Annotated in this window: 23 protein-coding genes and 1 riboswitch; of the genes, 10 read left to right on the top strand and 13 right to left on the bottom strand. The window is 72.3% G+C overall.

Features of this window, described 5'->3' with window-relative positions:
• Positions 1-133 precede the first annotated feature (133 nt).
• The 3 genes from OG455_RS35700 (at position 134) to OG455_RS35690 (ending at position 4018) form a co-directional block, all read left to right on the top strand.
• Positions 134-1666 carry a DEAD/DEAH box helicase gene (locus OG455_RS35700; RefSeq protein WP_266300424.1) on the top strand — a complete coding sequence of 511 codons (1533 nt, stop codon included), beginning with the start codon at positions 134-136 and terminating at the stop codon, positions 1664-1666.
• A 161-nt stretch (positions 1667-1827) separates the two neighbouring features.
• On the top strand, positions 1828-2208 hold the full coding sequence (locus OG455_RS35695) for a CBS domain-containing protein (RefSeq protein ID WP_266300423.1): 381 nt from the start codon (positions 1828-1830) through the stop codon (positions 2206-2208).
• A gap of 325 nt (positions 2209-2533) precedes the next feature.
• A complete protein-coding gene (locus OG455_RS35690; protein WP_353963039.1) occupies positions 2534-4018 on the top strand; it encodes an IMP dehydrogenase in 1485 nt (494 codons plus the stop codon).
• Between the two features lie 197 nt (positions 4019-4215).
• Here the strand turns inward: OG455_RS35690 and OG455_RS35685 are convergent, their stop codons facing one another.
• The gene (locus tag OG455_RS35685; protein WP_266300421.1) at positions 4216-5187 is read right to left on the bottom strand and encodes a Clp protease N-terminal domain-containing protein; all 972 of its coding nucleotides are present in this window, start codon (positions 5185-5187) and stop codon (positions 4216-4218) included.
• Positions 5188-5255: 68 nt separating this feature from the next.
• On the opposite strand from OG455_RS35685, the gene OG455_RS35680 reads away from it, so the two are divergent.
• From OG455_RS35680 to OG455_RS35670, 3 genes are all read left to right on the top strand, one after another.
• On the top strand, positions 5256-5615 hold the full coding sequence (locus OG455_RS35680; protein WP_266300420.1) for an excisionase: 360 nt from the start codon (positions 5256-5258) through the stop codon (positions 5613-5615).
• A gap of 215 nt (positions 5616-5830) precedes the next feature.
• On the top strand, positions 5831-6022 hold the full coding sequence (locus OG455_RS35675) for a DUF1508 domain-containing protein (RefSeq protein ID WP_266300419.1): 192 nt from the start codon (positions 5831-5833) through the stop codon (positions 6020-6022).
• Positions 6023-6149: 127 nt separating this feature from the next.
• Positions 6150-7085 carry a PhzF family phenazine biosynthesis protein gene (locus OG455_RS35670; RefSeq protein ID WP_266300418.1) on the top strand — a complete coding sequence of 312 codons (936 nt, stop codon included), beginning with the start codon at positions 6150-6152 and terminating at the stop codon, positions 7083-7085.
• On the opposite strand, the gene OG455_RS35665 is transcribed toward OG455_RS35670, so the two are convergent.
• Together OG455_RS35665 and OG455_RS35660 are read right to left on the bottom strand one after the other, a co-directional pair.
• Positions 7063-7866: a CPBP family intramembrane glutamic endopeptidase gene (locus OG455_RS35665; RefSeq protein WP_266300417.1), complete on the bottom strand. Its 804-nt coding sequence runs from the start codon at positions 7864-7866 to the stop codon at positions 7063-7065. The genes OG455_RS35670 and OG455_RS35665 overlap by 23 nt on opposite strands.
• A gap of 163 nt (positions 7867-8029) precedes the next feature.
• Positions 8030-9532 carry a glutamate-cysteine ligase family protein gene (locus tag OG455_RS35660; RefSeq protein WP_266300416.1) on the bottom strand — a complete coding sequence of 501 codons (1503 nt, stop codon included), beginning with the start codon at positions 9530-9532 and terminating at the stop codon, positions 8030-8032.
• Between the two features lie 381 nt (positions 9533-9913).
• Between OG455_RS35660 and OG455_RS35655 the strand changes: the two genes are divergently transcribed.
• Together OG455_RS35655 and OG455_RS35650 are read left to right on the top strand one after the other, a co-directional pair.
• On the top strand, positions 9914-10576 hold the full coding sequence (locus OG455_RS35655) for a hypothetical protein (RefSeq protein ID WP_266300415.1): 663 nt from the start codon (positions 9914-9916) through the stop codon (positions 10574-10576).
• 345 nt (positions 10577-10921) lie between these two features.
• Entirely contained in the window at positions 10922-11113 is a 192-nt protein-coding gene (locus OG455_RS35650) for a DUF5999 family protein (RefSeq protein WP_266300414.1), read from the top strand.
• Between the two features lie 129 nt (positions 11114-11242).
• On the opposite strand, the gene gcvP is transcribed toward OG455_RS35650, so the two are convergent.
• Positions 11243-14143 (bottom strand): aminomethyl-transferring glycine dehydrogenase, encoded by a 2901-nt coding sequence (gene gcvP, locus OG455_RS35645; protein ID WP_266300413.1) that lies wholly within the window; start codon positions 14141-14143, stop codon positions 11243-11245.
• A 232-nt stretch (positions 14144-14375) separates the two neighbouring features.
• Positions 14376-14481, bottom strand: a riboswitch (glycine riboswitch).
• Positions 14482-14649: 168 nt separating this feature from the next.
• Here gcvP and OG455_RS35640 point away from each other — a divergent pair.
• A complete protein-coding gene (locus tag OG455_RS35640; protein WP_266300412.1) occupies positions 14650-15726 on the top strand; it encodes a PRC and DUF2382 domain-containing protein in 1077 nt (358 codons plus the stop codon).
• A 342-nt stretch (positions 15727-16068) separates the two neighbouring features.
• Positions 16069-17556 carry an MFS transporter gene (locus OG455_RS35635; RefSeq protein WP_266300411.1) on the top strand — a complete coding sequence of 496 codons (1488 nt, stop codon included), beginning with the start codon at positions 16069-16071 and terminating at the stop codon, positions 17554-17556.
• A gap of 191 nt (positions 17557-17747) precedes the next feature.
• On the opposite strand, the gene OG455_RS35630 is transcribed toward OG455_RS35635, so the two are convergent.
• The 9 genes from OG455_RS35630 to OG455_RS35590 all read right to left on the bottom strand — a co-directional run bounded on the left by OG455_RS35630 (position 17748) and on the right by OG455_RS35590 (position 26016).
• Entirely contained in the window at positions 17748-19253 is a 1506-nt protein-coding gene (locus OG455_RS35630) for a DNA polymerase IV (RefSeq protein ID WP_266300410.1), read from the bottom strand.
• Between the two features lie 60 nt (positions 19254-19313).
• On the bottom strand, positions 19314-20015 hold the full coding sequence (locus tag OG455_RS35625; protein ID WP_266300409.1) for a vancomycin high temperature exclusion protein: 702 nt from the start codon (positions 20013-20015) through the stop codon (positions 19314-19316).
• A 109-nt stretch (positions 20016-20124) separates the two neighbouring features.
• On the bottom strand, positions 20125-20826 hold the full coding sequence (locus tag OG455_RS35620) for a MerR family transcriptional regulator (RefSeq protein WP_266300408.1): 702 nt from the start codon (positions 20824-20826) through the stop codon (positions 20125-20127).
• A gap of 268 nt (positions 20827-21094) precedes the next feature.
• Positions 21095-21568: a bifunctional nuclease family protein gene (locus OG455_RS35615; protein WP_184934015.1), complete on the bottom strand. Its 474-nt coding sequence runs from the start codon at positions 21566-21568 to the stop codon at positions 21095-21097.
• 54 nt (positions 21569-21622) lie between these two features.
• Positions 21623-22417 carry a MerR family transcriptional regulator gene (locus OG455_RS35610; protein ID WP_266300407.1) on the bottom strand — a complete coding sequence of 265 codons (795 nt, stop codon included), beginning with the start codon at positions 22415-22417 and terminating at the stop codon, positions 21623-21625.
• Between the two features lie 69 nt (positions 22418-22486).
• Entirely contained in the window at positions 22487-23020 is a 534-nt protein-coding gene (locus OG455_RS42170) for an FHA domain-containing protein (protein ID WP_323185627.1), read from the bottom strand.
• Positions 23021-23546: 526 nt separating this feature from the next.
• Positions 23547-24596 (bottom strand): DUF881 domain-containing protein, encoded by a 1050-nt coding sequence (locus OG455_RS35600; RefSeq protein WP_266300406.1) that lies wholly within the window; start codon positions 24594-24596, stop codon positions 23547-23549.
• A gap of 14 nt (positions 24597-24610) precedes the next feature.
• Complete coding sequence (locus tag OG455_RS35595) at positions 24611-24943, bottom strand: small basic family protein (protein WP_266300405.1); 333 nt, start codon at positions 24941-24943, stop codon at positions 24611-24613.
• A complete protein-coding gene (locus OG455_RS35590) occupies positions 24940-26016 on the bottom strand; it encodes a DUF881 domain-containing protein (protein ID WP_266300404.1) in 1077 nt (358 codons plus the stop codon). Before OG455_RS35590 ends, OG455_RS35595 begins: the two co-directional genes overlap by 4 nt.
• Positions 26017-26048: the final 32 nt, after the last annotated feature.

Here is a 26048-nt window from a genome sequence, read left to right as displayed (position 1 = left end):
GGTGACGTGTCGCACGGTTTCTTCCGTCCACGCTCCGCCCGTCACGCTTCCGGCCCGTTCCCTTGCGGCCTCCGCCGGCGCCCCGCGCCGCGGAGCCTTCCTCGTGACGTGCCGCCCTGAGGAAGGTTTTCGCATGAACCGCTCCAGTCGTTCCTCCTACCAGAACGCCAACTCCCGCTCCGGCGGCGCCGCCTACGGATCCCGCTCCGGCGGCCGTCCCTCCTCCGGCTCCCGTTCGGGGGGCGCCCAGCGACCCTCGGGCCGCAGGCCCGGTCAGGGCTCCTCGGTGCAGGGCGAGTTCGCGATGCCGGTCAGCACCACCCCGGCCCTGCCGGCCGTCGAGTCGTTCGCCGAACTGGACATGCCGAAGGCACTGCTGCCGGTGCTGACCCGTCAGGGCGTCACCTCGCCGTTCCCCATCCAGGCCGCCACGCTGCCGAACTCGCTGGCCGGCCGCGACCTGCTGGGCCGCGGGCGTACCGGTTCGGGCAAGACCATCGCGTTCGGGCTCGCCGTGCTGGCCCGCACCGCCGGCCAGAAGGCCGAGCCGCGCCGGCCGCTGGCCCTGGTGCTGGTGCCCACCCGTGAACTCGCCCAGCAGGTCACCGAGGCACTCACCCCCTACGCCCACGCCGTGCGCCTGCGGATGGCGACCGTGGTGGGCGGCATGTCGATCGGCCGCCAGGCCCAGGCGCTCAACCGCGGAGCCGAGATCGTGGTGGCCACCCCCGGCAGGCTCAAGGACCTGATCCAGCGCGGGGACTGCCAGCTCGACGGGGTCGGCATCGCGGTGCTCGACGAGGCCGACCAGATGGCGGACATGGGCTTCCTGCCGCAGGTGACCGAACTGCTCGACCAGGTCGCCGAAGGCTGCCAGACGATGCTCTTCTCCGCCACCCTGGACCGCAACGTCGACCGGCTGGTGCGCCGCTTCCTCAAGGACCCGGTCACCCATTCGGTGGACCCCTCGGCCGCGACGGTCAGCACCATGGCGCACCACGTCCTGCACGTCCAGAACCGGGACAAGGACGCCACGATCGCCCACATCGCCTCCCGCGAGGGCGGGGTGATCATGTTCATCGACACCAAGCACGCCGCGGACCGCCTGGTGGAGCAGCTCCTCGCGAACGGGGTGAAGGCGGCGGCGCTGCACGGCGGCAAGTCCCAGCCGCAGCGCACCCGCACGCTGGAGCAGTTCCGCACCGGCCAGGTGACCGCGTTGATCGCCACCAACGTCGCCGCCCGCGGCATCCACATCGACGGGCTCGACCTGGTCGTCAACCTGGACCCGCCGAACGACCACAAGGACTACCTGCACCGCGGCGGGCGCACCGCCCGGGCCGGCGAGTCCGGCACCGTGGTCACCCTCGTGCTGCCCAACCAGCGCCGCGAGATGGCCCGCATGATGACCACCGCCGGCATCACCCCGGTGTCCACCCAGGTCCACTCCAGCGACGAGGAGCTGGCCCGCATCACCGGCGCCCGCGTCCCCACCGGCGTTCCCGTCGTGATCGCCGACCCCGTCGTCGAACGCCCCCGCCGCAGCGCCTCGGCCAGCCGCGGCCGCCGCGGTCGCCCCGGCTATGCCGGGCGCGACCAGCAGACCGCCAACGGCTCCCGCGGCTCCCGCGGCGGCGCGCCCAAGCGCGTCGTCCTCGCCGCGTAGGACACCGCGCGGGCCCGGTCGCGACGCGCGGCCGGGCCCGGCAGGATCCCCCAGTGGGGAGCCGGGGCCGCAGCCGGCTCCCGCGGGCGCCGTCGACCACCCCGCCGCCAGTGCCCCGAGCGCCGCCACGACCGGCGGCGCAGACGCGAAGGAGTCCGCCCATGACCACCGCCCTCGACCGCCCCGCGACCACCCTCGTGGTCCGCGACCTGATGAAACGCCCGGACCTGCAGATCAGCGACGACGTCATGGTCGACACCGCGATGGACATCCTGCAGAGCTCCGGCGCGGACCACGTCCTGGTCCGCGACGACGACGGCCGCTGCGCCGGGCTGCTGACCCGCCTGCACCTCGCGCCGTTCCAGGCCCGGTCCTGGTACACCGAACGCACCGCGGTGCGCGACATCGTCCTCGACCGCGCCCCCTTCGCCACCGCCGACATGCCCGCCGATGACGCGGCCGCCGCCATGCGCTCCCGCGGTCTGGACGCGTGGCCGGTGGTGGACCACGACGGCCACGTCATCGGACTGTTCAGCTGCTGAGTCGTGCCGTGCGGATCGCGCCGGGCGCACCTCGGGTGACGGTGACGGTGGCGCGCAGTCGGTGGCGGGCGGGTCGGCCGGCCTCCGCTCCCGGCACGACCCACCGGCCAGGATTCGTGCACAGGCCGATCAATCGATAGGGTGCGGGATCACTACCGCACCTTGTTCGGGCAAGGGACAGGTCAGAGTGCATGCCCCAGCGGCGTGAACTCCGCCGAGGCGTCGCTGACTTCTGGCCGCCCGGGCCGTCGGACCCGGGGGCGATCTGCACGGCCGGCCGGCGGGGCGCCGGCCGATGGATCAGGAGGAATCAGTGGCAAAGATCATGGCCGAGGTCTCACGAACGTTCAACGAGTACCTGCTGCTGCCGAATCGGACCCGCACCGATTGCTCACCCGGGACGGTCGACCTGCGCACCCCTCTGGTGCGGCACCTGGTGGGCGAGGCGCCGGCGATCGAGCTGCGGTCCCCGTTCACCTCGGCGATCATGCAGGCGGTCGGTTCGCCGGAGCTCGCGATCGCGCTCGCGCGCAACGGCGGCCTGACCTTCCTCCACCACAACCAGTCGATCGAGGAACAGGCCGCGGCCGTCCGGAAGGTGAAGAACTTCAAGGCCGGGTTCGTCACCAGCGACACGAACGTCCGCCCCGACGACACCCTGCGGCACCTGGTCGACGTGATGCGGCGAACCGGCCACAGCACCGCCGCCGTCACCCACGACGGCAGCGCCACCGGACGCCTGCTGGGACTGGTGACCTCCCGTGACTTCCACCCCCAGCGCCACGACCTCGACGGGCCCGTCAGCGGCCGTATGACCGCCACCGCCGACCTGCCCCACGCCGGCAGTGACACCACGCTCTCCGCGGCCAACGCGCGACTCTGGGACGAGCGGCTGGACTGCCTCCCGGTGCTGGACGAGGGCGGAAACCTGCAGCACCTGGTGTTCCGGTCCGACTACGCGGACAACAAGCGCTTCCCGAACCAGATCGTGGACGGCGACAAGCGCCTGCGCGTGGGCGCGGGCGTCAACACCCACGACTACCGTGAGCGCGTCCCCGCCCTGCTGGAGGCCGGCGCGGACGTCCTGTGCTTCGACTCGTCCGACGGCTACAGCGACTGGCAGGCGCAGGCCCTGACCTGGGTGAAGAAGCACTATCCGGAGATCCCGATCGGCGGCGGCAACGTGGTCGACGGCGAGGCGTTCACCTTCCTCGCCGAGGCCGGTGCGGACTTCGTCAAGGTCGGCGTGGGCGGGGGCTCCATCTGCATCACCCGCGACCAGAAGGGCATCGGCCGCGGCCAGGCGAGCGCCGTCCTGGACGTCGCCGCGGCCCGGGACGCCTTCGCCGAGCGCACCGGCGAGTACGTGCCGATCTGTTCCGACGGCGGGCTGGTGCACGACTACCACGTGGCCCTGGCACTCGCGATGGGATCCGACTTCGTCATGATGGGCCGCTACTTCGCCCGCTTCGACCAGGCGCCCGGTGCGAAGCTCCCCACCCGGGACGGCTTCGTCAAGGAGTACTGGGGCGAGGGCTCGAACCGGGCCCGCAACTGGCAGCGCTACGGCCAGGGCGGCCAGGGGCTGATCTTCGAGGAAGGCGTCGACGGCTACGTCCCCTACGCGGGCGACCTCCACGAGGGCCTGGCCGTCACCACCGCGAAGATCAAGTCCACCATGGTCTCCTGCGGCTCCGCCTCGTTGCCCGAGTTCCGCTCCACCGCCCGGCTGACGATGGTCTCCGAGCAGAGCTTCCAGGAGAGCCACGCCAACGTCACCGTGCGGGACACCCCGGCGACGATCGCCTGAGCGCACCCGCCGTGCCGACCGGCGTCTGCAGCCGGTCCGCTCCGGTCCGCTCCGCACGCGGCGCGGGATCGAGACCCGCGACGGGCAGCCCGGCACGCCCGCTCCCGTAGGCCGGCACGACGGGACGGGTGATGTCGGCGAGACTCAGCTTGTCCCAGTTGTCCCAACGGCAGGTTCCGGCCCGCTGATCAGCCGGATCACCGGCGGAGCCGGGGCGCCAGGACCGCGCGTACGACCTTGGCCACGCCGCTCGCGGCGGGGCCGTCCTCTTCTCCGGATTCCGGTTCCAGCACCCGCTGGATCTGCAGCAGCAGCTGATTGGTCGACCGCCAGAGCGGGACGAACATGCCGGCCACCGGCCCGACGCCCTGGATCGGGCCGGTGGACAGCTCGGTGACCTTCTTGGCGATCGTGACCGTCGTCGGGTCCCGCAGGATCAGGTGCACCTCATCGTCGACCAGCCGGATCTCCATCCTGCGCGCGGCGGCCTCCTCCGGGTTCGCGTCCGTGGTCGTCTCCGGGTCCAGTTCGTCGATCTTGGCGGCGACCGCGTCCGGGTCGACCCCGAGTTCACGCAGCGCCCTGGCCGCCATGCTGTTCTCCGACCGCAGCATCGCCTCGAGCAGGTGATGGCTGCCGACCGGTCCACCACCGGCCAGCGCGCTCGCGGCGGACACGGTGTCCTCGGTGGCGGCTGTGCCGGCCGGCCATGGGCCGGCCTCGACGTCCTGCGATCCCTCCAGTGACGCCAGCACCGCGGCACGGATCTTGCTGATCGGATTGATCCGCTCGGCAAGTGCTTCGGCGCCGACGCCCTCGCCTTCCGTGACCAGGGCAAGCAGGATGTGCTCCGTACCGATGTAGGTGTGGTGCAGTTGCAGCGCCTCGCGCAGGGCGAGGTCCAGCGCCTTCTTCGCGCTCGGCGCGAACGGAATGTGGCCGCTCAGCTCCTTCGTGCCGGGCTTGACCACCGCGGCGATATCGGCCCGCGCCGCCTCCTTGTCGTACCCGAGCTGGTGCAGAACTCTCGCCGCCGTGCTGTCCGGCGCGTCGAGCAGCCCCAGCAGGATGTGTTCCGTGCCGATGTGGTTGTGCTTGAGCAGCCTCGCCTCCTCCTGAGCCGTGACGACCACCTTGCGGGCTTCCACCGTGAACCGTTCGAAAGTCATGGTTCCATGGTCGCAACCCTGTCAATACACTGCTATTGACAGGGTCACCATGTTGAAGGGAGGGTGTCATGGAGCCACCGTCGAACTGGGAGGACCGGCTCGCCCGCTGGCAGAACGAGCTGGAGCTGTTCGAGCGGCTGGACGAGAAGCCCTGGGTCACGCTGGGCAAGGCGGAAGCCGAGAGCGGCGTCTCCCGCTCGGCCCTGCGGTCCTGGTACCGCAATGGCGAGATCCAGTCCCGGCTGGTGGACGGCCCGAACGGGCCGCAGCGACTGGTCCGGTTGGACGCGGTGATCGAGCGCGCCGCCGCGTCACCGCGCATTCAGCGCAGGGCGGAACGCGAGGTCAGCCTGGAAGCCCAGGTCACCCTGCTACGGCACCGGGTTGACCAGCTAGAGCTGCGGCTGGCCGCGCTGGAGCGGAAGTGACTGCTCCAGGGCCACGATGCCGTACTTGACGAACCGTCAAATATGCACTGCCGCACGGGAAACGCTGAGATCCGGCTGCGAGCCGGGCCCAGCCGTCCGCCCGGTGAGCGCCGCCCCGCTCCCCGCCCCCGACAGGCTGTCCGACATGCGACCCCGTCACCGACCGCCTACCGTGCGTGAGGAGGGGGGTGACCGAGCACGAGAGGTGGATCTCCATGGCAGGGAAGTTCGAGCTCTACAAGGACGACAGCGGCATGCACCGGTTCCGGCTCAAGGCCAGCAACGGCTCCGTCGTCGTGGTCGGCGACGCGCACGAGTCCAAGGAGTCGCTGCTGAAGAACATCGAGTCGCTCCGCAAGCTGGCGCCCTACGCGGAGGTCCTCGAAACGAGCGGCAGCCCGGCGTAGCGGTCCTCGAACTCCGGTGGGGAGCGGTCGATCCTGACCGCTCCCCACCGGCGTGACCGATTCGGCCAGGCCGGACCTGCCGAATTGGCACTGTCGAGCGCACACTGACTGCCCGTAGGCTCGGGGAATGCGCATCTCGATCATCGACGCCTTCACCGACCGACCGTTCGCCGGCAACCCGGCCGGGGTCTGCCTGCTGGAGACGGACGACTGGCCCGCCGAGCAGTGGATGCGCCGGCTGGCCCGGGAGCTGAACCTCTCCGAGACCGCCTTCGTCCGTCCGCTGAACGGCGACGGCACGGCCGGCGACGGCACGGCCGGCGACGACACGGCCGGCGACGACACGGCCGGCGACGACACGGCCGGCGACGACACGGCCGACTGGGCGCTGCGCTGGTTCACCCCGATGACCGAGGTCCCGCTCTGCGGCCACGGGACGCTGGCCGCCACCCACGCCCTGCGCGCCCGCGGCCTGGTGGGGCAGGAGCCGGTCCGGTTCAGCTCGCTGAGCGGGGTGCTGACGGCCACACCGCGCGCCGACGGGATGATCACCCTGGACTTCCCGGCCGCCCGGCCGCGCCCCGCCGAGGTGCCCGAGGGCCTGGCCGAGGCGCTCGGCAGTCCGGTGCTCAGCTGCCGGACCACCGGCACGCTGGACATCCTGCTGGCCGAGTTGCGCAGCGAGCACGCGGTGCGCGGTCTGGCCCCCGACCTGGCGGCCATCACCCGCCAGCTGGCCCGCGGCGTGGTGGTCACCGCGCTCGCCGAGGACCCGGCGGACGGCTACGACTTCGTCTCGCGCTACTTCGCGCCGGCCGCAGGGGTGCCCGAGGACCCGGTGACCGGCAGTGCGCACACCGTGCTCGCGCCGTTCTGGGGCGAGCGGTTGGGGCGCACCGTGCTGACGGGCTACCAGGCCTCGGTGCGCGGCGGACTGGTCCACTGCGAGCTGCTCGGGACGCCCGGTGGCCCGGCCCGGGCCGAGGGCGGGGCGAGGGTGCTGCTCTCCGGTAGCGCGGTCACGGTGCTGGACGGCGTGCTCAGCCCGTCGGCAGCCAGCTGACGTGCCCGGCCAGCAGCGCGTAGCCGACGAAGGCGGTGGTGTCGATCAGCGCGTGCGCGGCGGCCAGCGGCATCACCCGGCCCCAGCGCCGGTAGAGCAGGCAGAAGACCGCACCCATCACCATGTTGCCGACCAGGCCGCCCACGCCCTGGTAGAGGTGGTAGGAGCCGCGCAGCACCGAGCTGGCCACCAGGATGGCCGGCCGGCTCCAGCCTCGCTGGTCGAGCCGGCGGATCAGGTAGCCCAGCACGACCACCTCCTCCAGCACCGCGTTCTGGCAGGCTGAGGCGATCAGCACCGGGATCCGCCACCAGACGTCCGGCAGCCCCGAGGGCACCACGGTGAGGTTGAATCCGGCGGCCCGGGAGCCCAGGTACAGGGCCAGTCCGCTGCCCCCGATCACGGCGGCCACCGCCGCGCCGCGGCGGAGGTCGGCCAGTTTGTGCCGCAGGTCGAAGCCGAGCACCCGCAGGCTGGTCCCCTCGCGGATCAGCAGGTAGCCGACCAGCGCCACCGGCATCAGGCCGCGCGCGATGTAGTAGAGCTGGTAGGCCAGGTCGAGCCAGGGCCGGCCGGGCGCGGCCGAGGAGTTCAGCGGCGCGATCTGCTGGCTGAGCGCGGCGTGCTGGGTGAGCGAGTCGACGAAGCTGATCACGGCGTACACGCCGCTCGCGCCGAGGGAGAGGCCCAGGACGATCAGCAGCTCGATCCCGAGCAGCCGGCGCCCGGGAGGGCCTGGCGGCAGGGTGTTCTCGGGGTGCGCGGGGGGTGCGATCGTCATGGCCGATCATCCTGTCATACCAGGATGATCGCGCCCTTCAGGCCCGCGCCCGTCCCCGGCGCCCGCCTCGCCGGCGCCCACCCGCGTCCGGCCGCCGCACGACCAGCCACCGCACGGCCGACCACCGTAACGGCCGCCGCACGACCGACCGCCGCACGACCACTCACCCCACCGGCCAGGTGTGCACCGGCTCCCCCGCCCGCATCAGCTCCATGTAGCGCCGGGTCATGGTGGCCAGCGCGGTGGCCCGGTCCATGCCGTAGCGCTCTCGCAGCTGGTGCACGGTGGCGGCCTGCCAGGCGGCGCCGTTGGTCCGGCGCAGGCAGCGCTGCTCGATGATGCCCAGGTAGCGGTCCCGGTCGGCCGGCTGCACACCCCAGGCGTCCAGTCCCTGGTGGGCCAGCGGCAGCAGCTCGCCGAGCACCAGGTCCACCACCGGCACCTCGGCGACCGCGCCGCGCGCCCCGCGGCCCGAGCGGGGCCAGCGGACGGCGCTGTCGATGCCGTAGCGCGCGGCGGTGTGGAAGTTCTGGTCGGCGGTGGCGAACGGCAGCCTGCTCCAGACCGGCCGGTTCTGCTCGGCCAGCGCCCGGACCAGGCCGTAGTAGAAGGCGGCGTTGGCCAGGGTGTCGGCCACCGTCGGGCCCGCCGGCAGGCAGCGGTTCTCCACCCGCAGGTGGGGCACGCCGTCGGCCACGTCGTAGATCGGGCGGTTCCAGCGGTAGATGGTGCCGTTGTGCAGCCGCATCTCGGCGAGCCTGGGGACCCCGCCGGAGGCGAGCACCTTGGCCGGGTCCTCGTCGTCGCAGATCGGTAGCAGCGCGGGGAAGTAGCGCAGGTTCTCCTCGAAGAGCTCCAGCGCGGATTCCACCCAGCGCTCCCCGAACCAGGTGATCGGGCGCACGCCCTGTGCCTTGAGCTCGGCCGAACGGGTGTCGCAGGCCTGCTGGAAGAGCACCGGCCGGGTCTCCCGCCACAGCTCGCGGCCGAACAGGAAGGGCGAGTTGGCGCCCAGCGCCACCTGGACGGCGGCGATCGCCTGGGCCGAGTTCCAGACCGAGGCGAAGCGGTCAGGGGTGACCTGCAGGTGCAGCTGGAGCGAGGTCGCAGCCGCCTCGGCCACCATGGTCACCGAGTCCAGCACCAGGTGCTCGACGCCCTCGATGTCGAGCGCGATGTCCTCACCGCGGGCCGCCAGGATCTGGTCGCTGAGCAGGCTGTAGCGGTTGTTGTGGGACATCGACTCCAGCCCCGTGTGCTCCACCCCCAGGGTCGGCAGCACCCCGACCATGATGATCCGGGCGCCGGCCTCGGCCGCCCGCCGGTCGGCGTAGCGCAGGCCGGTGTCGATCTCCTCTCGCAGCTCCTCGAAGACATGGCCGCTGAGCCGGTGCGGGGCGATGTTGACCTCGATGTTGAACTGGCCCAGCTCGGTCTGGAAGTCGGTGGACCCGATCGCCGCCAGGACCTGCTCGTTGCGCATCAGCGGCAGGCCCTGCTCGTCCGCCAGGTTGAGCTCGATCTCCAGCCCCAGGACCGCCCGCGGCCGGTCGAACCGGCCCTCCCGCAGCATCCGCTCCAGTGCCTCCTGGCAGGACTGCAGTTTGCGTCGGTACTGCTGCCGGTCCGCCAGGTCCGCGCGGGTCGCGATGACCTTCTCCCCCATACCTGTCCCCTTCACCCGGTGCCACCGTGCCCAGCATCATGCCCACCCGGAAGATCGATACCCGAGGTGCCTCAATGCCTTGCGCCACAAGGGAACTGACGCTTTCTCACTTTTCTCGCCGACTTGCCGGGCACGACAGAAGGTGATAAACAGGTCACCCTGCGCACTTGTTCGAGTAGGCTCCGCGCCGCTTGCCGTCCCGGCCCCGAACCGCTGCCCCGGACCACGGTCCGGGCCGTTGTCCCGGACCTGGGCGGCACCCTCGCGTGCGGTGGAGTCGCGCGCCAAGCCCCGCGATCACGCCCAACCGGACCCGGCCCTGTCGCGCCACGCCGGTATGCCGCTTTCGCACGCCGATCTCGCACGGAGAGGCGACCCGCCATGACCTTGCAAACGCCCCAGCCCCCGCCCAGCGCACTGCGCGCCGTCCTGGCCGCACTGACCTCACCGGCCGCACTGCGGCAGTCCGGGGCCGCCGCGCTGCTCAGTCCCACCGGCCGGCTGGTGCCCGCCCATCCCCTGGCCGTCCATCAGCTGCCCCCGGGGACGACCACGGCCCGCGCCCTGGCCGCCGCGCCGCGCTCGGGCTGGCGCTTCCTGGTCAAGGACACCCTGGCCAAGGGCGGCTCGGTCGAGCCGGGCGGCGCGGTGGTGGCGGCGGCCGAGGTGATGAAGTCCGCGGAGGGCCACAGCTTCGCGCACTTCGCGGCCGGCCCCTACCTCGACTCCACGATGCAGGCCCTGGACCAGGCCTGGCAGCTGGTGCAGGCGCAGCGCACCAGCCATCAGGCGCGGTTGCTGTCGATGCCGGGTCACTACGCCACCGCACTCTGGCTGCACGGGATCGACGCCACCCCCGACGACGACCTGCTGATCCCGCTGGCACCGGCGCCGCTCGGCATCACCGCGCACCGCGCCTACCCGGCCGGCGAGCTGCTCGCACTGCTCACCCGGCCCTCGGCGGCCAGGGACACGGACACCGCGGCACCCGCGGCACCCGCGGCACCCGTCAGCACGCCGCTCGCCCCGGTGCCCGCGTTCTAGGCGGGCACGCCTCACCCTGACGGACTACCTCGCGGCCACCCGGCCGAACCAGGGCCGGGTGGCCCGTTTGTGCGCCCGGAGGCCGGAGAGACATCTGAATGGGTGATCTATGCCCTGGAGTTGTGGCGCGTGTCACCAAACAGCTGCGGGACGGGCCGCGGATGCCGACACTGGGAACCAGCGTGGAAGGACCACCTGTCCTACCCACAGATGCGTCGGCTCACACCTGAGCCGGCCGGACAGGATCCGACCACCGTCAACGGTGTTCCGGAGCCGCGGGTCCACCAGGGCTCAGGCCGGTACCGCTGCGGGGGGCGTGGATCGTGAGTGAAGCGAGGTACAAAGATGTGCCAGCATCGACCTGAGTGCCCGTCGGCCGAATCCGCCGACCGAGAGGCGGCCGTGCCGGTCGCCCGCCACCCCGAGCAGGGCTGGAGCCTGCTCTGCAACGGGGTCCTGCTCTTCGAGGACACCGGCGAACTGCTGCCGGACGGCCGGGTGATCGCGCCGCACCGCTCGCTGGTGATCGCCGCCTGAGCCGATCCACGCCGCCCGCCGGGCACCTCCCCGCCCAGGGCCCTGCCCAGGCCTGGTCCAAGCCCCGCCCGAACGTGACGAAGTCCCCTGCGGCAGCTGCCGCAGGGGACTTCGTCACACCGGGGACGGTCAGGCGCCGTACTCGTCCAGCGGCGGGCAGGAGCAGACCAGGTGACGGTCGCCGTAGGCACCGTCGATCCGGCTCACCGGCGGCCAGTACTTGTCCGCCGGGTTCACCCCGGCCGGGAAGACCGCCTCGTGGCGCTGGTAGGCGTGCGACCAGTCACCGGCCAGGGCGGCGGCGGTGTGCGGGGCGTTGCGCAGCGGGTTGTCGTCCGCGGCCCACTCGCCCGAGCCCACCTTCTCGATCTCCGCGCGGATCTCGATCATCGCGGCGCAGAACCGGTCGATCTCGTGCAGGTCCTCGGACTCGGTCGGCTCGATCATCAGCGTGCCGGCCACCGGGAAGGACATGGTCGGGGCGTGGAAGCCGTAGTCGATCAGGCGCTTGGCGATGTCGTCCACGGTCACCCCCGTCTCCTTGGTCAGCGGGCGCAGGTCGATGATGCACTCGTGCGCCACCAGGCCGCCGGGGCCGGTGTAGAGCACCGGGAAGTGCGGGGCCAGCCGCTTGGCGATGTAGTTGGCGCTCAGCACCGCGACCTGGGTCGCGTGCTTGAGGCCCTCGCCGCCCATAAGCCGCACGTACGCCCAGGAGATCGGCAGGATCGCGGCCGAGCCCCACGGGGCGGCCGAGATCGGGCCGACACCGGTGGCCGGACCGGCCTCCGACTGCAGCGGGTGGTTGGGCAGGTACGGCGCCAGGTGCGCGCGCACCGCGACCGGGCCGACGCCCGGGCCGCCGCCGCCGTGCGGGATGCAGAAGGTCTTGTGCAGGTTCAGGTGCGAGACGTCCGCGCCGAACTTGCCCGGCTTGGCGAGGCCGACCAGGGCGTTCAGGTTGGCGCCGTCCACGTAGACCTGGCCGCCGGCCTCGTGCACCAGGGCGCAGATGTCGGTGATCTGGGTCTCGAAGACACCGTGGGTGGAGGGGTAGGTGACCATCAGCACGGCGAGCTGCTCGCGGTGCTGCTCGATCTTGGCCTTCAGGTCCTCGACGTCCACGTCACCGTCGGTCAGGGTCTTGACCACGACCACCCGCATGCCGGCCATCACGGCGGAGGCGGCGTTGGTGCCGTGCGCCGAGGCCGGGATCAGGCAGACGTCGCGCTGGGTGTCGCCGTTGGCGTGGTGGTAGGCGCGCACCGCCAGCAGGCCGGCGAACTCGCCCTGGGAGCCGGCGTTCGGCTGGATCGAGACGGCGTCGTAGCCGGTGACCTCGACCAGCTGGTGCTCCAGCTGACGGATCAGGGTCAGGTAGCCCTGGGCCTGGTCGATGGGGGCGAAGGGGTGCAGCTGGCCGAACTCCGGCCAGGTGACCGCCTCCATCTCGGTGGTGGCGTTGAGCTTCATGGTGCAGGAGCCGAGCGGGATCATGCCGCGGTCCAGCGCGTAGTCCCGGTCCGAGAGGCGGCGCAGGTAGCGCAGCATCGCCGTCTCCGAGCGGTGGCTGTGGAAGACCGGGTGGGTGAGGTACTCGTCCTCGCGCAGCAGGTCGGCCGGGAGCGTCTCGGCGACCGCGTCCGCGTCCACGCCCGCGACGCCGAAGGCGGCCCAGACGGCGGCGAGGTGCTCGCGGGTGGTGGTCTCGTCGCAGGAGATCGAGACCGTGTCGGCGTCCACCTGGTACAGGTTGACCCCGGCCTCACGCGCGGCGGCCAGCACGGCGGCGGCGCGACCCGTGACCTTCGCGGTGACGGTGTCGAAGAAGGCCTCGTGGGCGAGCTCGACACCGCCGGCCCGCAGGCCCGCGGCCAGCGCGGCGGCGTAGCGGTGGGTCCGGCGGGCGATGTCGGCCAGACCGTCCGGGCCGTGGTAGACGGCGTACATCGAGGCCATCACGGCGAGCAGCACCTGGGCGGTGCAGATGTTGCTGGTGGCCTTCTCCCGGCGGATGTGCTGCTCGCGGGTCTGCAGCGCCAGCCGGTAGGCGCGGTGGCCGTCGGCGTCCACCGAGACACCGACCAGGCGGCCGGGCAGCGAGCGGGCGTATTCGGCGCGCACCGAGAGGTAGCCGGCGTGCGGGCCGCCGAAGCCCATCGGCACACCGAAGCGCTGCGAGGTGCCGCAGGCGATGTCGGCGCCGAGCGAGCCGGGCGACTTGAGCAGGGTGAGCGCGAGCAGGTCGGCGGCGACCGCGACGATCGCACCCAGTCCGTGCGCCTGCTCGATCACGGCAGCGAGGTCGCGGACCGCGCCGGAGGCACCGGGGTACTGCAGCAGCACGCCGAAGACACCGCCCTCGGCGATCTCCGCCGGGATGCCCTGGGAGAGGTCGGCGACGACCACCTCGACACCGGTGGGCAGCGCGCGGGTCCTGATCACCGCGACGGTCTGCGGCAGCGTGTCGGCGTCGACCAGGAAGACACCGCCCTTCACCTTGGTGACCCGGCGGGCCAGCGCCATCGCCTCGGCGGCGGCGGTGCCCTCGTCGAGCAGCGAGGAGCCCGAGGTGGACAGACCGGTCAGGTCGGAGACCAGGGTCTGGAAGTTGAGCAGCGCCTCCAGGCGGCCCTGCGAGATCTCCGGCTGGTACGGGGTGTACGCGGTGTACCAGGCCGGGTTCTCCATGACGTTGCGCAGGATCACCGGCGGGGTGAAGGTGCCGTAGTAACCCAGCCCGATCATCGGGGTGAGCACCTCGTTGCGGGCGGCGAGCTCACGCAGCTCGGCCAGCACCTGGGCCTCGGAGCGGCCCTCGGGCAGGTCCAGGCCGGTGATGCTGCGGATCGCCTCGGGGACGGCGGCGGCGGAGAGCTCATCGAGCGAGCCGTAGCCCACCTGCGCCAGCATCTTCTCCTGGGCGGCGGAGTCGGGGCCGATGTGCCGGGACTCGAAGGGGCTGGCCGCTTCGAGTTCGGCGAGGGTGGCAGCGCTGCGGGGACGACCGGCGGTCGGCTGGGCAGTCATGGTGGTCGAGGCCTCCTGGTCACGGACCGGCGGGGGCACACACGCCTCAGGACTCGCCGCCGTGGGGAAGCGGATGAGCCTGGACGGGCGAGCCCGACAGGCCTCCCCCTCTGTCATCGGGACCTGAGAGCTTCGCCCGCACGGGGCGGGGGCCCCGTCGGCTTGCACCGTCGGTGAGGGTGGTCCCCGCCAGCTCCCTCGCCGGCGGTCCTGCCCTGCTTTCCAGAGTGACCTATCCCACACGGTACGGATGCCTGAGAGATTCCGGGGAGGGTTTGCTCCTTCGGCGCCTCACTCCCCTGCGTTTCCAAGGGTGAGGACTCTCCCGAGCGGGTTCGGCGGTCGCGCCCAGGGTACCAGCGCGGACCTGCGCGGCAGCCGCCCAGGTGAGCGAATCCACTCCCCCACATGGCGCAGTACGCGCACGGACGGCCGCGCTCGGCTCGCCCCGGTCCGCTTTGTGCCTTTTGGTGTGAATCGCAGACAGTAACTTAATGGAGGAAAGCGTGCAGACCGACATCGACCCCCGAGACCTGATCGGGCACAAGGCCGTCGACCGCAACGGCGACAAGATCGGCACGGTGGACGAGGTCTACCTCGACGACGCGACCGGCGAACCCGAATGGGCCGCCGTGCGGACCGGGATCTTCGGGCGGGACGCCTTCGTCCCGCTGACCACGAGCGAGTTCTCCGGCGAGGAACTGCGGGTGCCCTACGACAAGTCGCTGATCAAGGAGTCACCGGACTTCGGCGTCGGCCAGCACCTGTCGCCCGCGCAGGAGCTGCAGCTCTACCGCTACTACGGGCTCGACTCGCCGAACAACGGCCGCCCGACCGAGCGGAGCGGGGCGCCGGCCAACGGCTCGGGCGCCGCTCAGGACCTCGACTTCGGCATCGGATCCGGCTCCGGCCCGGGCGCCCCGATGGCGGCGGCCGCCGCGGCGAGCACCTCGGCCGCGCGGTCCGGCGGCACCACGGCCGGCCCCGCCACCCAGCTGACCGCCCAACCGACGGCGGCCCCGACCACCATCGGCCTGGACAAGCCGATCGATCCGCACCCCGCTCCCGTCCCGCCGCCCACTCCGGACCCGGTGCACGCGCCCCAGAAGGCCGGCGCAGCGCACGCACCGGCGACCTCGCCGCCGCCCGGGCCGATCGAGCTCACCCTGCGCGAGGAGCGGCTGGAGATCACCAACGAATGGCACGTGCTGGGCACCGCCCGGCTGCGCAAGTACGTGGTGACAGAGCCGGTCGAGCGGCGGGTGCAGGTGGTGCGCGAGCGCGTCCGGGTCGAGCGGGTGCCGGTGAGCGAAGCGGAACAGGCCGCCCTCACCGCGCAGGAGATCGCCGAGGGGGTGGAGGAGGTCACGCTGCGCGAGGAGCGACCCGCGGTGCGCAAGTACGTCGCACCGCTGGAGCGGGTGCGACTGGTGGTCGAGCGGTACACCGAGGAGAAGGTGATCCGCGAGGAGTTGCGCCGCGAGCAGGTGGAGATCCACGACAGCACCTCGCCCGACGCGGCCGGGCCGACCCCGCCCAGCCGGCCGGCGATGCCGCCGGAGCACGGCGGCCGCGAGCACTGAACGGCTCGTCCGCCCCTGGAGGCGCGCTGGCCAGGACCCCCGATCAAGGGTTCTGACCAGCGCGCCTTCGGCCGTTCCAGCCCGCCGGTGAGCCGTGCGACGAGCCGTGCGACCGGCCGTCCGGTGGGCCGTGCGACCGGTCGGCCGATGACCCGGCAGACCGGCCGTCCGGTGGGCCGTGCGACCGGTCGGCCGATGACCCGGCAGGTCGACCGCGCCAAAGGTTCAGCGATAGATATTTGACATACTGAAGCACTTTGGGCATGGTTACTTCAGTTCATTGACTATCGCTGGCTTGAAGCAGCTGCAGAGCCGCTGGAGCCCGTTCCTGAAGGAGCCACCGTGAGTGAGGCAGCCAAGCCCGCCGCCACGGCCGTGAAACCGAGCAGTGCCCGGGTGCTGCCCGCCTTGGTGCTGGCGATGCTGGCCTACAGCGTGATCCAGACCGCGGTCGTGCCGATCCTCCCGTCGCTGGCGCTGGAGCTGAAGGTCTCCGGCTCCGACATCACCTGGCTGATGACGGCGAACCTGCTCTCGGCCGCCGTACTGACCCCGCTGCTGGGCCGCTTCGGCGACCTGCGCGGCCGCAAGCCGATGCTGCTGATCTCGCTCGCCGGCCTGGTGCTCGGCTCCGGGCTCGCGGTGGTGACCCACTCCTTCACCCTGCTGATCATCGCCCGCGTGCTGCAGGGCGCCGGCGGTGGCGTGCTGCCGCTGGCGATCAGCATCGTGCGCGACGAGCTGCCGCGTGAGAAGGTCACCGGCGGCGTGGCCGCGATCAGCGCCTCGATGGGTGTCGGCAGCGGCCTGGGCCTGGTGGCCACCGGCGTGCTGCTGGAGCACTGGGACTACAAGTCGATCTTCTGGATGGGCCTGGTCTTCGCCCTGATCGCGGCCGCCCTGGTGATGGTCCGGGTCCCGAACGACCCGGTGGTCGACAAGAACGGCGGCGCCGACCCGCTGGGCGCCATCACACTGGCCGGCTGGCTCTCCGCCCTGCTGATCGCGGTCAGCCGCGGCAACGAGTGGGGCTGGACCTCCACCAAGACCCTGGGCCTGTTCGCCGTCGCCGCGGTGGTCGCGCTGATCTGGGGCGTCATCGAGGTCAAGGTCAAGCACCCGCTGGTCGACATGAAGATGATGGCCCGCCCGGCCGTCGCCTTCACCAACATCTCCGGCCTGCTGATCGGCTTCGGGATGTACGGCTCCTTCCTGGTCATCAGCAACTTCACCCAGACCCCCGAGAAGTACGCGCACTACGGCTTCACCGCCAGCGTGCTGCACGCCGGTGTGCTGCTGCTGCCCTCCGCGGCCGGCTCGATGGTCGCCGCCCCGCTCGGCGCGATGCTGATCGCCCGTCGCGGCCCGCGCCTGCCCCTGGTGCTCGGCGGCCTCTTCGGCGGCGTCGCCATGGTCTACCTGGCCCTGCGGCACAGTGCCGAGGGTGACGTCTACTTCGCGGCCGGCCTCTTCGGCCTCGGCGTCGGGATGGCCTACGCGGCCATGCCGGCCTTCATCAACGGCGCCGTGCCGGCCGAGCAGAGCGGCATCGCCAACGGCATGAACGCCGTGCTGCGCACCGTCGGCGGCGCGATCGGCACCGCCGTGCTGGGCGCGATCCTGACCGGGTCCACCATGAAGTTCCCGGTCCCGCTGCCGGTCCAGATCCCGACCCTGGACGCCTACAAGCACGCCTACTGGATCACCGCGGTGATCTGCCTGGTCGCCGCCGTCGTCCCGTTCGCGATCCGGACCGCCGGCCGCTCCACCCCGGTGGCCCAGGCCGCCCAGCCGAGCGACGCGGCGCAGCCCGCCAAGACCGGCGCCTGACGAGGCGCCAGCCGGCGGCGCCGCCAGGGATCGGCGGTGCCGCCCGCGGATCGCCCCGCCCGACTTCTCGGACGGGGCGATCGGCGTTCGGTACCTGATGTTCGACGTTCCACGACCCGCGCTCCGTGGTTCACCGCCGGGCTGCCCGCGCGCTAATCAGCCGGCCAGGACCCCCCAGGACCCCCAGGACTCTAGGGATCGGCCCCCGCGCCAGGCTGCTGACCAGCGCCCGGCGGCCGCAGCGGCAGCGGGTCGGCGGTAGTGAGCGCCGGGTCGTCCACCGCGAAGGTCCGCACCCGCCCCGGCGGCGAGTCCGGCGTCTCGAAACGCACCGTGACCCGGCCGACCCCGCTGCCCTGCACCCAGCCGGCGCCGAACTCCTGGTGCCACACGTCCTGTCCCGGCATCCAGAGGCGCGGCCGCACCGGCTGGTCGGCGGCGGCGGTCGGGGTGGCGAACGGTCCCGGCTCCCCGGGGGCGACCTGCGCCGCCGACTCGGACCCGGCGCCCGCACCGGACGGGCCCGCGGCCTCGGCTGCCGCTGCCGCTGTCTCGTGCGCGGCAGCGGCAGCGGCAGCGGCGTCCGCCTCCGCCTCGGCTGCCGCCTGGGCGAAGAGGTCCTCCTGGGTGTACTCCGCCAGTTGGGAGACGCCGACCCCGAGGAGCCGGATCCCGCCGGTGAGGTTGACCTGCTCGGCCAGGCGCCGCGCGGTGGCGGCGATCACCCGCTCGTCGTCGGTCGGGCCGCGCAGCGTCTCGGAGCGGGTCAGCGTGCTGAAGTCGAACCGCCGCACCTTGATCACCACGGTGCGCCCCGACCGCCCGGCGGCCTGGAGCCGGCGCACGCAGCGGGCGGCCAGCACGTCCAGTTCGCGCAGCACCTGGTCCCGGTCGGCGAGGTCGACCTCGTAGGTGTCCTCGACCGAGACCGACTTGGCATCCCGGTCGGGGACCACCGCCCGATCGTCCAGGCCGCGCGCCATCAGCGAGATACCGGCCCCGTGCGCCTTGCCGAGCAGCCGGACCAGCTCCTCCTCGGACTGGTCGGCGACCTCGGCCACCGTCAGCAGCCCGGCACGGCGCAGCGCCTGCTCGGTGGCCGGCCCCACCCCGGGCAGTGCCCGGACCGGCATCGGGCCGAGCACCGCCCGCTCCTGCCCCGGGGGCACCAGCACCAGCCCGTCCGGCTTGGCCTGCTCGGAGGCGATCTTGGCCATGAGCTTCGAGCCCGCCGCCCCGATCGAGGCGGTCAGACCGGTGCGCGCGTGGATGTCCGCCCGCAGATCCTGGGCGATCGCCTCGATCAGCTCCGCCCCCTCGGCCACCGGCACCGCCCCAAGCGCGGCGCCGTAGGGCCCGACCGCCAGATCGACGTAGGCCTCGTCCACGCTCAGCTGCTCCACCAGCGGCGACAGCTCCCGCATCATCGCCATCACCTGCTCGCTGACCTCGCGGTAGGCGACGAACCGCGGGCACAGATAGGCACCGTTCGGACAGAGCCGCCGCGCCACGGCGGTGGCCATCGCCGAGCGCACCCCGAAGACCCGCGCCTCGTAGGAGGCGGTGGAGACCACTCCCCGTCCGCCCAGCCCGCCCACGATCACCGGCTTGCCGCGCAGGCTCGGCTTGGCCGCCTGCTCCACCGAGGCGAAGAAGGCGTCCATGTCGAGGTGGAGGATGCTGGGCACGGTCCGCACCAGGCGATCATCGCGCACAGGTCCGACAAACGGCCCCGACCCTGCCGAGGCGGGGAGAGGTCAGCCCGCGGAGCGTGCCGCGTCCGCCAGGGCCACGGCCACGCCCGGCTCCTTCGGCCCCAGCAGTGCCGGCGCGGGGTGGAACAGCGCGCTCAGCAGGGCCTTGTCGGCCCCCGGTATCTCGCGGACCGTGCCGTGGTACCAGGTGGAATCGCGCGGCTCGGGCACCCCGACCGCGTAGGAGTCGATCCCGGCCGCCCGGCAGAGCGCGAGCGCCCGGGGTACGTGGTAGTCCTGACTGACCAGCACCGCGCGGTCGACCCCGAAGATCCGCTTGGCCCGGGTGCAGGAGTCCCAGGTGTCGAAGCCCGCGTAGTCGCGGACCACCCGCACCGCCGGCACCCCGTGCGCCACCAGGTAGTCGTACATCGCGCCCGGCTCGTTGTAGCCCGTCCTGCTGTTGTCCCCGGTCACCAGGATCGCCTGCACCTTGTGCGCCTGGTAGAGCCGCAGCGCCGCGTCCAGCCGGTCGGCGAGGTAGGGCGAGGGGACGTCGTCCACCTCGGCGGCACCGAAGACCACGGCGACCGGCTCGGCCGGGACGTCCGCCACTGTGCGGATCCGCGCGCTCTCCGCGCAGAACAGCCAGGCGCTGGGGGCCAGCACGAGCACACTGAGCAGCAGCACCGCCTGGAACGCCCAGCGCTGCCGCCTGCGCCCCCGCAGCAGCCCGCCGACCCGCCGCAACCAGCGCACCCGCATCTCCTCGCCCCCCGTTCCGACCCACGGTGATCCACCTTGATCCACCATCAGGCCGGACGACAGCGCGGGCCCGGGCGGTTCCCCGCCCGGGCCCGCGACCGATGGGTTCTCAGACCGCGCGGTTGCGCCGCCGCGCGAGCTCGTCGGCCGGATCCTGGCTGACCAGGGTCTCCCCGGTGTCCGTCCGCTCGGCGTGCAGCCGCGTGAGGGCGGCCTCCAACTCCTGGGCCACCGCGCCGACCGCGATGCCGAAGACGCCCTGACCACCCTTCAGCAGGTCGAGCACCTGCTGCGGCGAGGTGCACTCGTAGACCGTCGCCCCGTCACTCATCAGGGTGAGCCCGGCGAGATCGGGCAGCTCGGCGGACTGCAGGTGGGTGACGGCCACCCGGATGTTCTGCAGCGAGACCCCGGCGTCCAGCAGGCGCTTGACGATCTTCAGGATCAGCAGGTCGCGGAAGCTGTAGAGCCGCTGGGCACCCGCCGGGTGGGCGGTCCGCACGCTCGGCTCCAGCAGGCCGGTACGGGCCCAGTAGTCGAGTTGACGATAGGTGATGCCGGCCGCCGCGCAGGCCGTCGGGCCGCGGTAGGCCAGCGGGCTCGCCGCGCGGGTGGGCTCCGCGGTCGGCGGGATCCGCTCCACCGCCGGCTGGCCGGCCTGGATGGCGGGGAACCGGCCCACCCGGGGCGGCTCGGCGACCGCCTCCGCGACCGGGGCCTCCCACGATCGGCCGATCATCGCCCGGTTGCCACGGGGCAGGTGGAGGGCGCACGGGCCTCCCACGGCCGCCTCATCGCCGCTGCTGCTCATGCCAACCTCCGTCCACTCGTGCACCGGGCGCCCGGATCGGGTCATCCCGGCGACCACCCCTGACGGTAGGCAGTCGTCCAAGACCCGTCAACGATCGCCACGCCGGGGCGCCGAAACAGCTTCACTCCACAGAGTGGTTTCGCGTGCCCCTAGTGTGGGTAGGTCCGCAGTTTTTGGCAAAACAACTGATCGAATCGGACTCGACCCCGGCTACACCAACAGGCCCGACAGGTCCTGCCGGACCGGCCCGGGCCACGTCGCCGACCGGCTACTGGGCGCTGCCGCCGAAGTCCTCGGGCGACACCTGGTCGAGGAACTCGCGGAACTTCTCGACCTCGTCCTCCTGCTCGTCCGGGATCGCGATGCCCGCCTCGGCGAGCACCTCCTCCGCCCCGTAGATCGGCGTACCGGTGCGCAGCGCCAGCGCTATCGCGTCGGACGGCCGGGCGCTCACCTCGACCCCGCCGGTGAAGACCAGCTCGGCGTAGAAGACACCCTCGCGCAGATCGGTGATCCGCACCTCGGTGAGCTGCTGGCCCAGCGCCTCCAGCACGTCCTTGAACAGGTCATGGGTCAGCGGCCGCACCGGAGTCATGCCCTGTTGGGCGAAGGCGATCGCGGTCGCCTCGCCTGGGCCGATCCAAATCGGCAGGTACCGATCACCCCCCACTTCGCGCAGCAGGACGATCGGCTGGTTGGAGGGCATCTCCACCCGGACACCCACGACGTCGAGCTCATTCACAAGGCAACCCTATGGCTCCTCCGTGAGATATGAAAGCGCGGCCCGGCCCGGAGGCTAGGACCGGCCGCGCAGACCGGCCTGCACCATCGTCGCGTGCAGCCGCACCGCCAGCGTGGCCAGCTCCCGTGCGGTGGTCTCCGCATGGGCTCTGGTCTGCGGGTTACGGTGCCGGCGCAGCGGCGCGACCACCTGGTCCACCAGAGCGATCTCGCGCTCGGCGGCGGCTTTCACCTGGCGCAGGTGCCGGGGCTCGAGACCGAACCGGCCCAGCTCGGCCACCAGCCGGGCGATCTGCAGGGTGTCGGCGTCGTAGCCGCCGTCCGGGCCGGCCACGACCAGCCCGTAGGACTCCCAGGCGGCCAGGTCGCCCTCCTCGGCCCCCGCGGCGGCCAGCAGCTCGGCGCGGCCCAGCCGGACCCCGCCGCCCTGGCCGCCCGCGACCAGCTCACGGTCCGCCTCCTCCAACGGCCCGGGCCGGGCCTCGGTGGAGGCCGGCAGTGCCGGCGGCTGCTCACCGCGCTCGATCGCGTCCAGGTGCTCGCGGATCACCCGCAGCGGCAGGTAGTGGTCGCGCTGCATGCGCAGCACGTAGGCCAGCCGCTCGACGTCGGCCGGGCCGAACTTGCGGTAGCCCGACGGCGTGCGCTGCGGCTCGACCAGCCCCTCCGCCTCCAGGAAGCGGATCTTGGAGATGGTGACTTCGGGGAAGTCCTCGCGCAGGAAGGCGAGCACCGCGCCGATACTCAGCAGCTCGCCCCCGCGCCGTTCGGCGGACCGGCTCACCGGGCCGCCGGGCCGGCGCGGGGTCGTCACGGTTGTCACAGTTGTCACGGTCTGATTCGAGGTCATGCGCACTCTCCTGCTGGCGTCGTGCTGCGAACCCCCACCTGTCCGTGTCCCGGTGCCGCCGGACTCGACTCAGTACCGCTGCGGGCCGGCGAAGAACACCAGCCGGTACTTGCCGATCTGCACCTCGTCGCCGTTGTTGAGACCGACCTCGTCGATCCGCTCGCGGTTGACGTACGTCCCGTTCAGGCTGCCGACGTCCGCGACGGTGAAACCACCGGGGCGGCGGCGGAACTCCACATGCCGGCGCGAGACGGTGACGTCGTCGAGGAAGATGTCGCCCTGCGGGTGCCGGCCCGCCGTGGTGACGTCCGCGTCGAGCAGGAAGCGACTGCCGGAGTTCGGCCCGCGCTGCACGATCAGCAGGGCCGAGCCCGGCGGCAGCGCGTCGATCGCGGCCAGGACCTCGGCCGACAGCGCCGTGTTGGCACCGGTGCTGGTTGCGGTGGGGTCGTAGGACTCCAGGCCGGCGATCGAGATGGTCGAGGTCGTCTCGGCCGGCATCTCCGGCGAGCCGCCGCGCAACGGGCTTCCGCAGTTGTTGCAGAACCGGGCGGTGGCCGGGTTCTGGTTGCCGCACCGAGGGCAGACGATCGGGCCGGTCATGTTCGCAGCCTCCTGGCGCGGCACTCCCCCTGGGACGTGCCCGGCGTAGGGATCCGGGGCAAACCCTCCACCAGAGGTTGAGGGTGCTGTCGGGAAACCTATGCGGGGCGCGCCCGAAGAATCAACCGACGCGCCGTAGCCCGGATCGCGGAAGAGCGGACGCTCGCCGGCCGGCTGGTAGCCCTCCTGCGGCGCTCCCCTCATCCCGGGGACCTGGCCCGACTCATCCTCCTCGCGCCGGTGGCGCGCGGTGGGCATCTCCACGGCGGCCGCGCGACGGCGGTTGGAACGGCCGAACAGCTTCGAGAACAGACTCACGGGCGAATCCCCTTGCGTGAAACAGACCCGCCCGCGGGGCAGGGTGAGAACCTCGGACAGGCTGGGAGCCCGGCGTCAGGCCGGGGCTGCGGGAGTGGTACTGCACAGTGTGGCCGACGCCGTTCCGGCGGTCTGCACCGGGGGGCGTTCACAAGCGCAGGTGAGGGGCGGTGGAGCCGACGGCACGTCAGCTGAATCGGGTGGCGCGTCACTGTGCCGCCGGCTTGGCGAACTGCGCCGGTGCTGGCACTGCAAGCGCGTCCACCGTCACCCTCTGCTGCTCCGAGATGTTGGTGCCCACCTGCTCCTTCTCCAGAGTACGGACGATGCCACCCGGAATGTTCAGAGCCGGCGTCAGGTCCTGCGGATCACCGATCACCGTGAAGCGGTACGGCTGCGCGACCTTCGTCCCGTCGATCGAGACGCCGCCCGAGGACAGGTCGGTGAAATAGGTGTGGGCCACCACGCGCACATCGTTGATCTGAATCGCCTCCGCCCCCGCCGCTCGGAGTTCCTGCAGGGTGTCCAGCAGCATATCGGCCTTGACCTGCCCCTGGGGGTCATCGACCGTCAGTACGATTCCCGGGCCGCTCGCCTTCACCGTACCGGCCAGCACGCCGAGCTCCTGCGTCTTCTGCTGGGTCTGCTCCTGGGCCTCCTTGGCCTGGTTCGAGCTGTTCTCGAGTTGGGTCAGCGACTGGTCGAGCTGATTCTTCTCCTGCTGCAGGCGCTGCTGACGACTGTCCAGCTCGTCCAGGATCCGCACCAGGTCGTCCTGGCGGGCGCCGCGCAGCGCACTGTGGTCGTTGGTGCTGCGCACCTGGATCGCCAGGCCCAGGCCCAGCGCGAAGAGCAGCAGCGCGACGACCAACTGCCCTCGGGAGACGCGCGGCGGCCAGACCGCGTTGCGCAGCCGCCCGCGGCCGTCCAGCGGCGCAGCGGGCCCATCGGACGAGTCCGGCGCCTCGACCTGGCCGGCCCGCTCGGGGTGCTCGGCCCGCTCGGGCTGCTCGGACCCGGCCACGGAGGCAACCGCCGGCCCGGCCTCGGACACCGGCTCAGGGTCGGGCTCAGGCTGTGGTTCAGGCTCGGGTTCAGGCCCGGCCTGCTGAACGGCGGCCCCGAGTTCCGCCGAGCCCGCGGCCCCTGTCAGCTCGGCCATGGCCGGATCGACCATGGCCGGATCGACCGCCGCCGGCTCGGCCCCGGTCGGTGCGGCCGCCGGCTGCGGCTCGTCCTTGCCGCTCTCCTCCGTCACGCCACGCACCCGCCTCAGGCCCGGAACACGTGGCGCCGGATGGCGGCCGCGTTCGAGAAGATCCGGATGCCCAGCACCACGACCACGCCGGTGGACAACTGCGAGCCCACGCCCAGTTGGTCGCCGAGGAAGACGATCAAGGCCGCCACCACCACGTTGGAGAGGAAGGAGACCACGAAGACCTTGTCGTCGAAGATCCCGTCGAGCATCGCCCGCACCCCGCCGAAGACCGCGTCCAGCGCGGCCACCACGGCGATCGGCAGGTACGGCACGACGGCCGCCGGCACCGACGGCTGCACGAAGAGCCCGACGACGACCCCGACTACCAGGCCCAGTACGGCGATCACGGCTTGGATGCTCCTGTCGTAGCGGTCGGCACGGTTCTCGACGGCGCGGCTGCCGAGGGTGCGGCCGGGACGGTGGGTGACGCTGAAGGTACGGCTGAACCTGAGGGTGAGGGTCTGCCGGACGACGCCGGTGCGGGAGCGGCCCCCGGCGACCGCGTGGCGGTCGGTGCGGCACTCGGCGGGACGGTCGGCGCCCCGGTGTCGGGGGCGGCCAGGCGCAGCGTGAACCCCACGGCGGCGGGTAGGTCCAGCGAGTGCTGCGCGCTGGCGGTGGCCTTGATCCCGTAGCTGTCCTGCAGCACCTTCAGGTAGCGCCCGCCCATGCTGTTCTGGAACGCTCCCGGCAGCCGCTTCTCGTCTCCGACCGCCAGCACCGTGTACGGCGGCACCAGCGGCCGGTTGTCGACCAGGATCGCGTCCCCGGCCGCGCGGATCGCGGAGAGCGCGGTGAGCCGCTGCCCGTTCACCGAGACCGCCTCGGCCCCGGCCTCCCAGAGCCCGTTGACGATCAGCTGCAGGTCGCGGTCGTGCAGCCGGCCGCCCGTGAAGTCGTCACCGGTGCGGGGGTCCACCCCGCCGCCCGAATCGGTCCCCGCCGCGTCGTCCAGCACCAGTTTGAGCCCTGGCCCGCGCACCGCGCCGGTACCCACCGCGGCGGACAGGTCGGTCAGCGCGACATCGCCCCCCGGCTCCCGCAGGGCCCGCTGTTGCTGCTGCGCGACCTGGGTCCTGGCCGCCTCCACCTGGCGCTGCAGCTTGTCGGCGGCGGCCGTCTCGTCGGTGACCTTCTGCACCAACGCGTCGTGCTGCTTGGCCAGCACCGGTTCGTCGTCGTGTGCCGTGACCCCGCTGACCGTCACCACCACGGCTGCCAGCGCCAGCCCGAGGGAGAGCAGCAGCCGCCCCCGGGTGGTGGTCGGCAGCCGGCGCTCGCCCACCTCGCCACGGGCCCGCGCCGCAGCGGCGTAGCCCTCGTCCAGACTCTGGTCCATGACCGTGGTCAGCAGCCGCATCGAGGCGTCGGGACGGGCGAACCGCCCGCTCCCCCGCACCGGTGGCCGCGTCGCTGACATGCGGGACATCGTCCCATGGCGCTGTGGCCCCC

Origin of the sequence: Kitasatospora sp. NBC_01287, assembly GCF_026340565.1 — a bacterium.
Lineage (GTDB): Bacteria > Actinomycetota > Actinomycetes > Streptomycetales > Streptomycetaceae > Kitasatospora.
Note: the sequence above shows the minus strand (reverse complement) of the source record. Positions and strands in the feature narration are given on the sequence as shown.

Coding starts and splice junctions, on each gene's coding strand:
- OG455_RS35700 (WP_266300424.1), top strand. CDS start 134: ATGAACCGCTCCAGTCGTTCCTCCTACCAGAACGCCAACTCCCGCTCC.
- OG455_RS35695 (WP_266300423.1), top strand. CDS start 1,828: ATGACCACCGCCCTCGACCGCCCCGCGACCACCCTCGTGGTCCGCGAC.
- OG455_RS35690 (WP_353963039.1), top strand. CDS start 2,534: ATGGCCGAGGTCTCACGAACGTTCAACGAGTACCTGCTGCTGCCGAAT.
- OG455_RS35685 (WP_266300421.1), bottom strand. CDS start 5,187: ATGACTTTCGAACGGTTCACGGTGGAAGCCCGCAAGGTGGTCGTCACG.
- OG455_RS35680 (WP_266300420.1), top strand. CDS start 5,256: ATGGAGCCACCGTCGAACTGGGAGGACCGGCTCGCCCGCTGGCAGAAC.
- OG455_RS35675 (WP_266300419.1), top strand. CDS start 5,831: ATGGCAGGGAAGTTCGAGCTCTACAAGGACGACAGCGGCATGCACCGG.
- OG455_RS35670 (WP_266300418.1), top strand. CDS start 6,150: ATGCGCATCTCGATCATCGACGCCTTCACCGACCGACCGTTCGCCGGC.
- OG455_RS35665 (WP_266300417.1), bottom strand. CDS start 7,866: ATGACGATCGCACCCCCCGCGCACCCCGAGAACACCCTGCCGCCAGGC.
- OG455_RS35660 (WP_266300416.1), bottom strand. CDS start 9,532: ATGGGGGAGAAGGTCATCGCGACCCGCGCGGACCTGGCGGACCGGCAG.
- OG455_RS35655 (WP_266300415.1), top strand. CDS start 9,914: ATGACCTTGCAAACGCCCCAGCCCCCGCCCAGCGCACTGCGCGCCGTC.
- OG455_RS35650 (WP_266300414.1), top strand. CDS start 10,922: ATGTGCCAGCATCGACCTGAGTGCCCGTCGGCCGAATCCGCCGACCGA.
- gcvP (WP_266300413.1), bottom strand. CDS start 14,143: ATGACTGCCCAGCCGACCGCCGGTCGTCCCCGCAGCGCTGCCACCCTC.
- OG455_RS35625 (WP_266300409.1), bottom strand. CDS start 20,015: ATGCGGGTGCGCTGGTTGCGGCGGGTCGGCGGGCTGCTGCGGGGGCGC.
- OG455_RS35620 (WP_266300408.1), bottom strand. CDS start 20,826: ATGAGCAGCAGCGGCGATGAGGCGGCCGTGGGAGGCCCGTGCGCCCTC.
- OG455_RS35610 (WP_266300407.1), bottom strand. CDS start 22,417: ATGACCTCGAATCAGACCGTGACAACTGTGACAACCGTGACGACCCCG.
- OG455_RS42170 (WP_323185627.1), bottom strand. CDS start 23,020: ATGACCGGCCCGATCGTCTGCCCTCGGTGCGGCAACCAGAACCCGGCC.
- OG455_RS35590 (WP_266300404.1), bottom strand. CDS start 26,016: ATGTCAGCGACGCGGCCACCGGTGCGGGGGAGCGGGCGGTTCGCCCGT.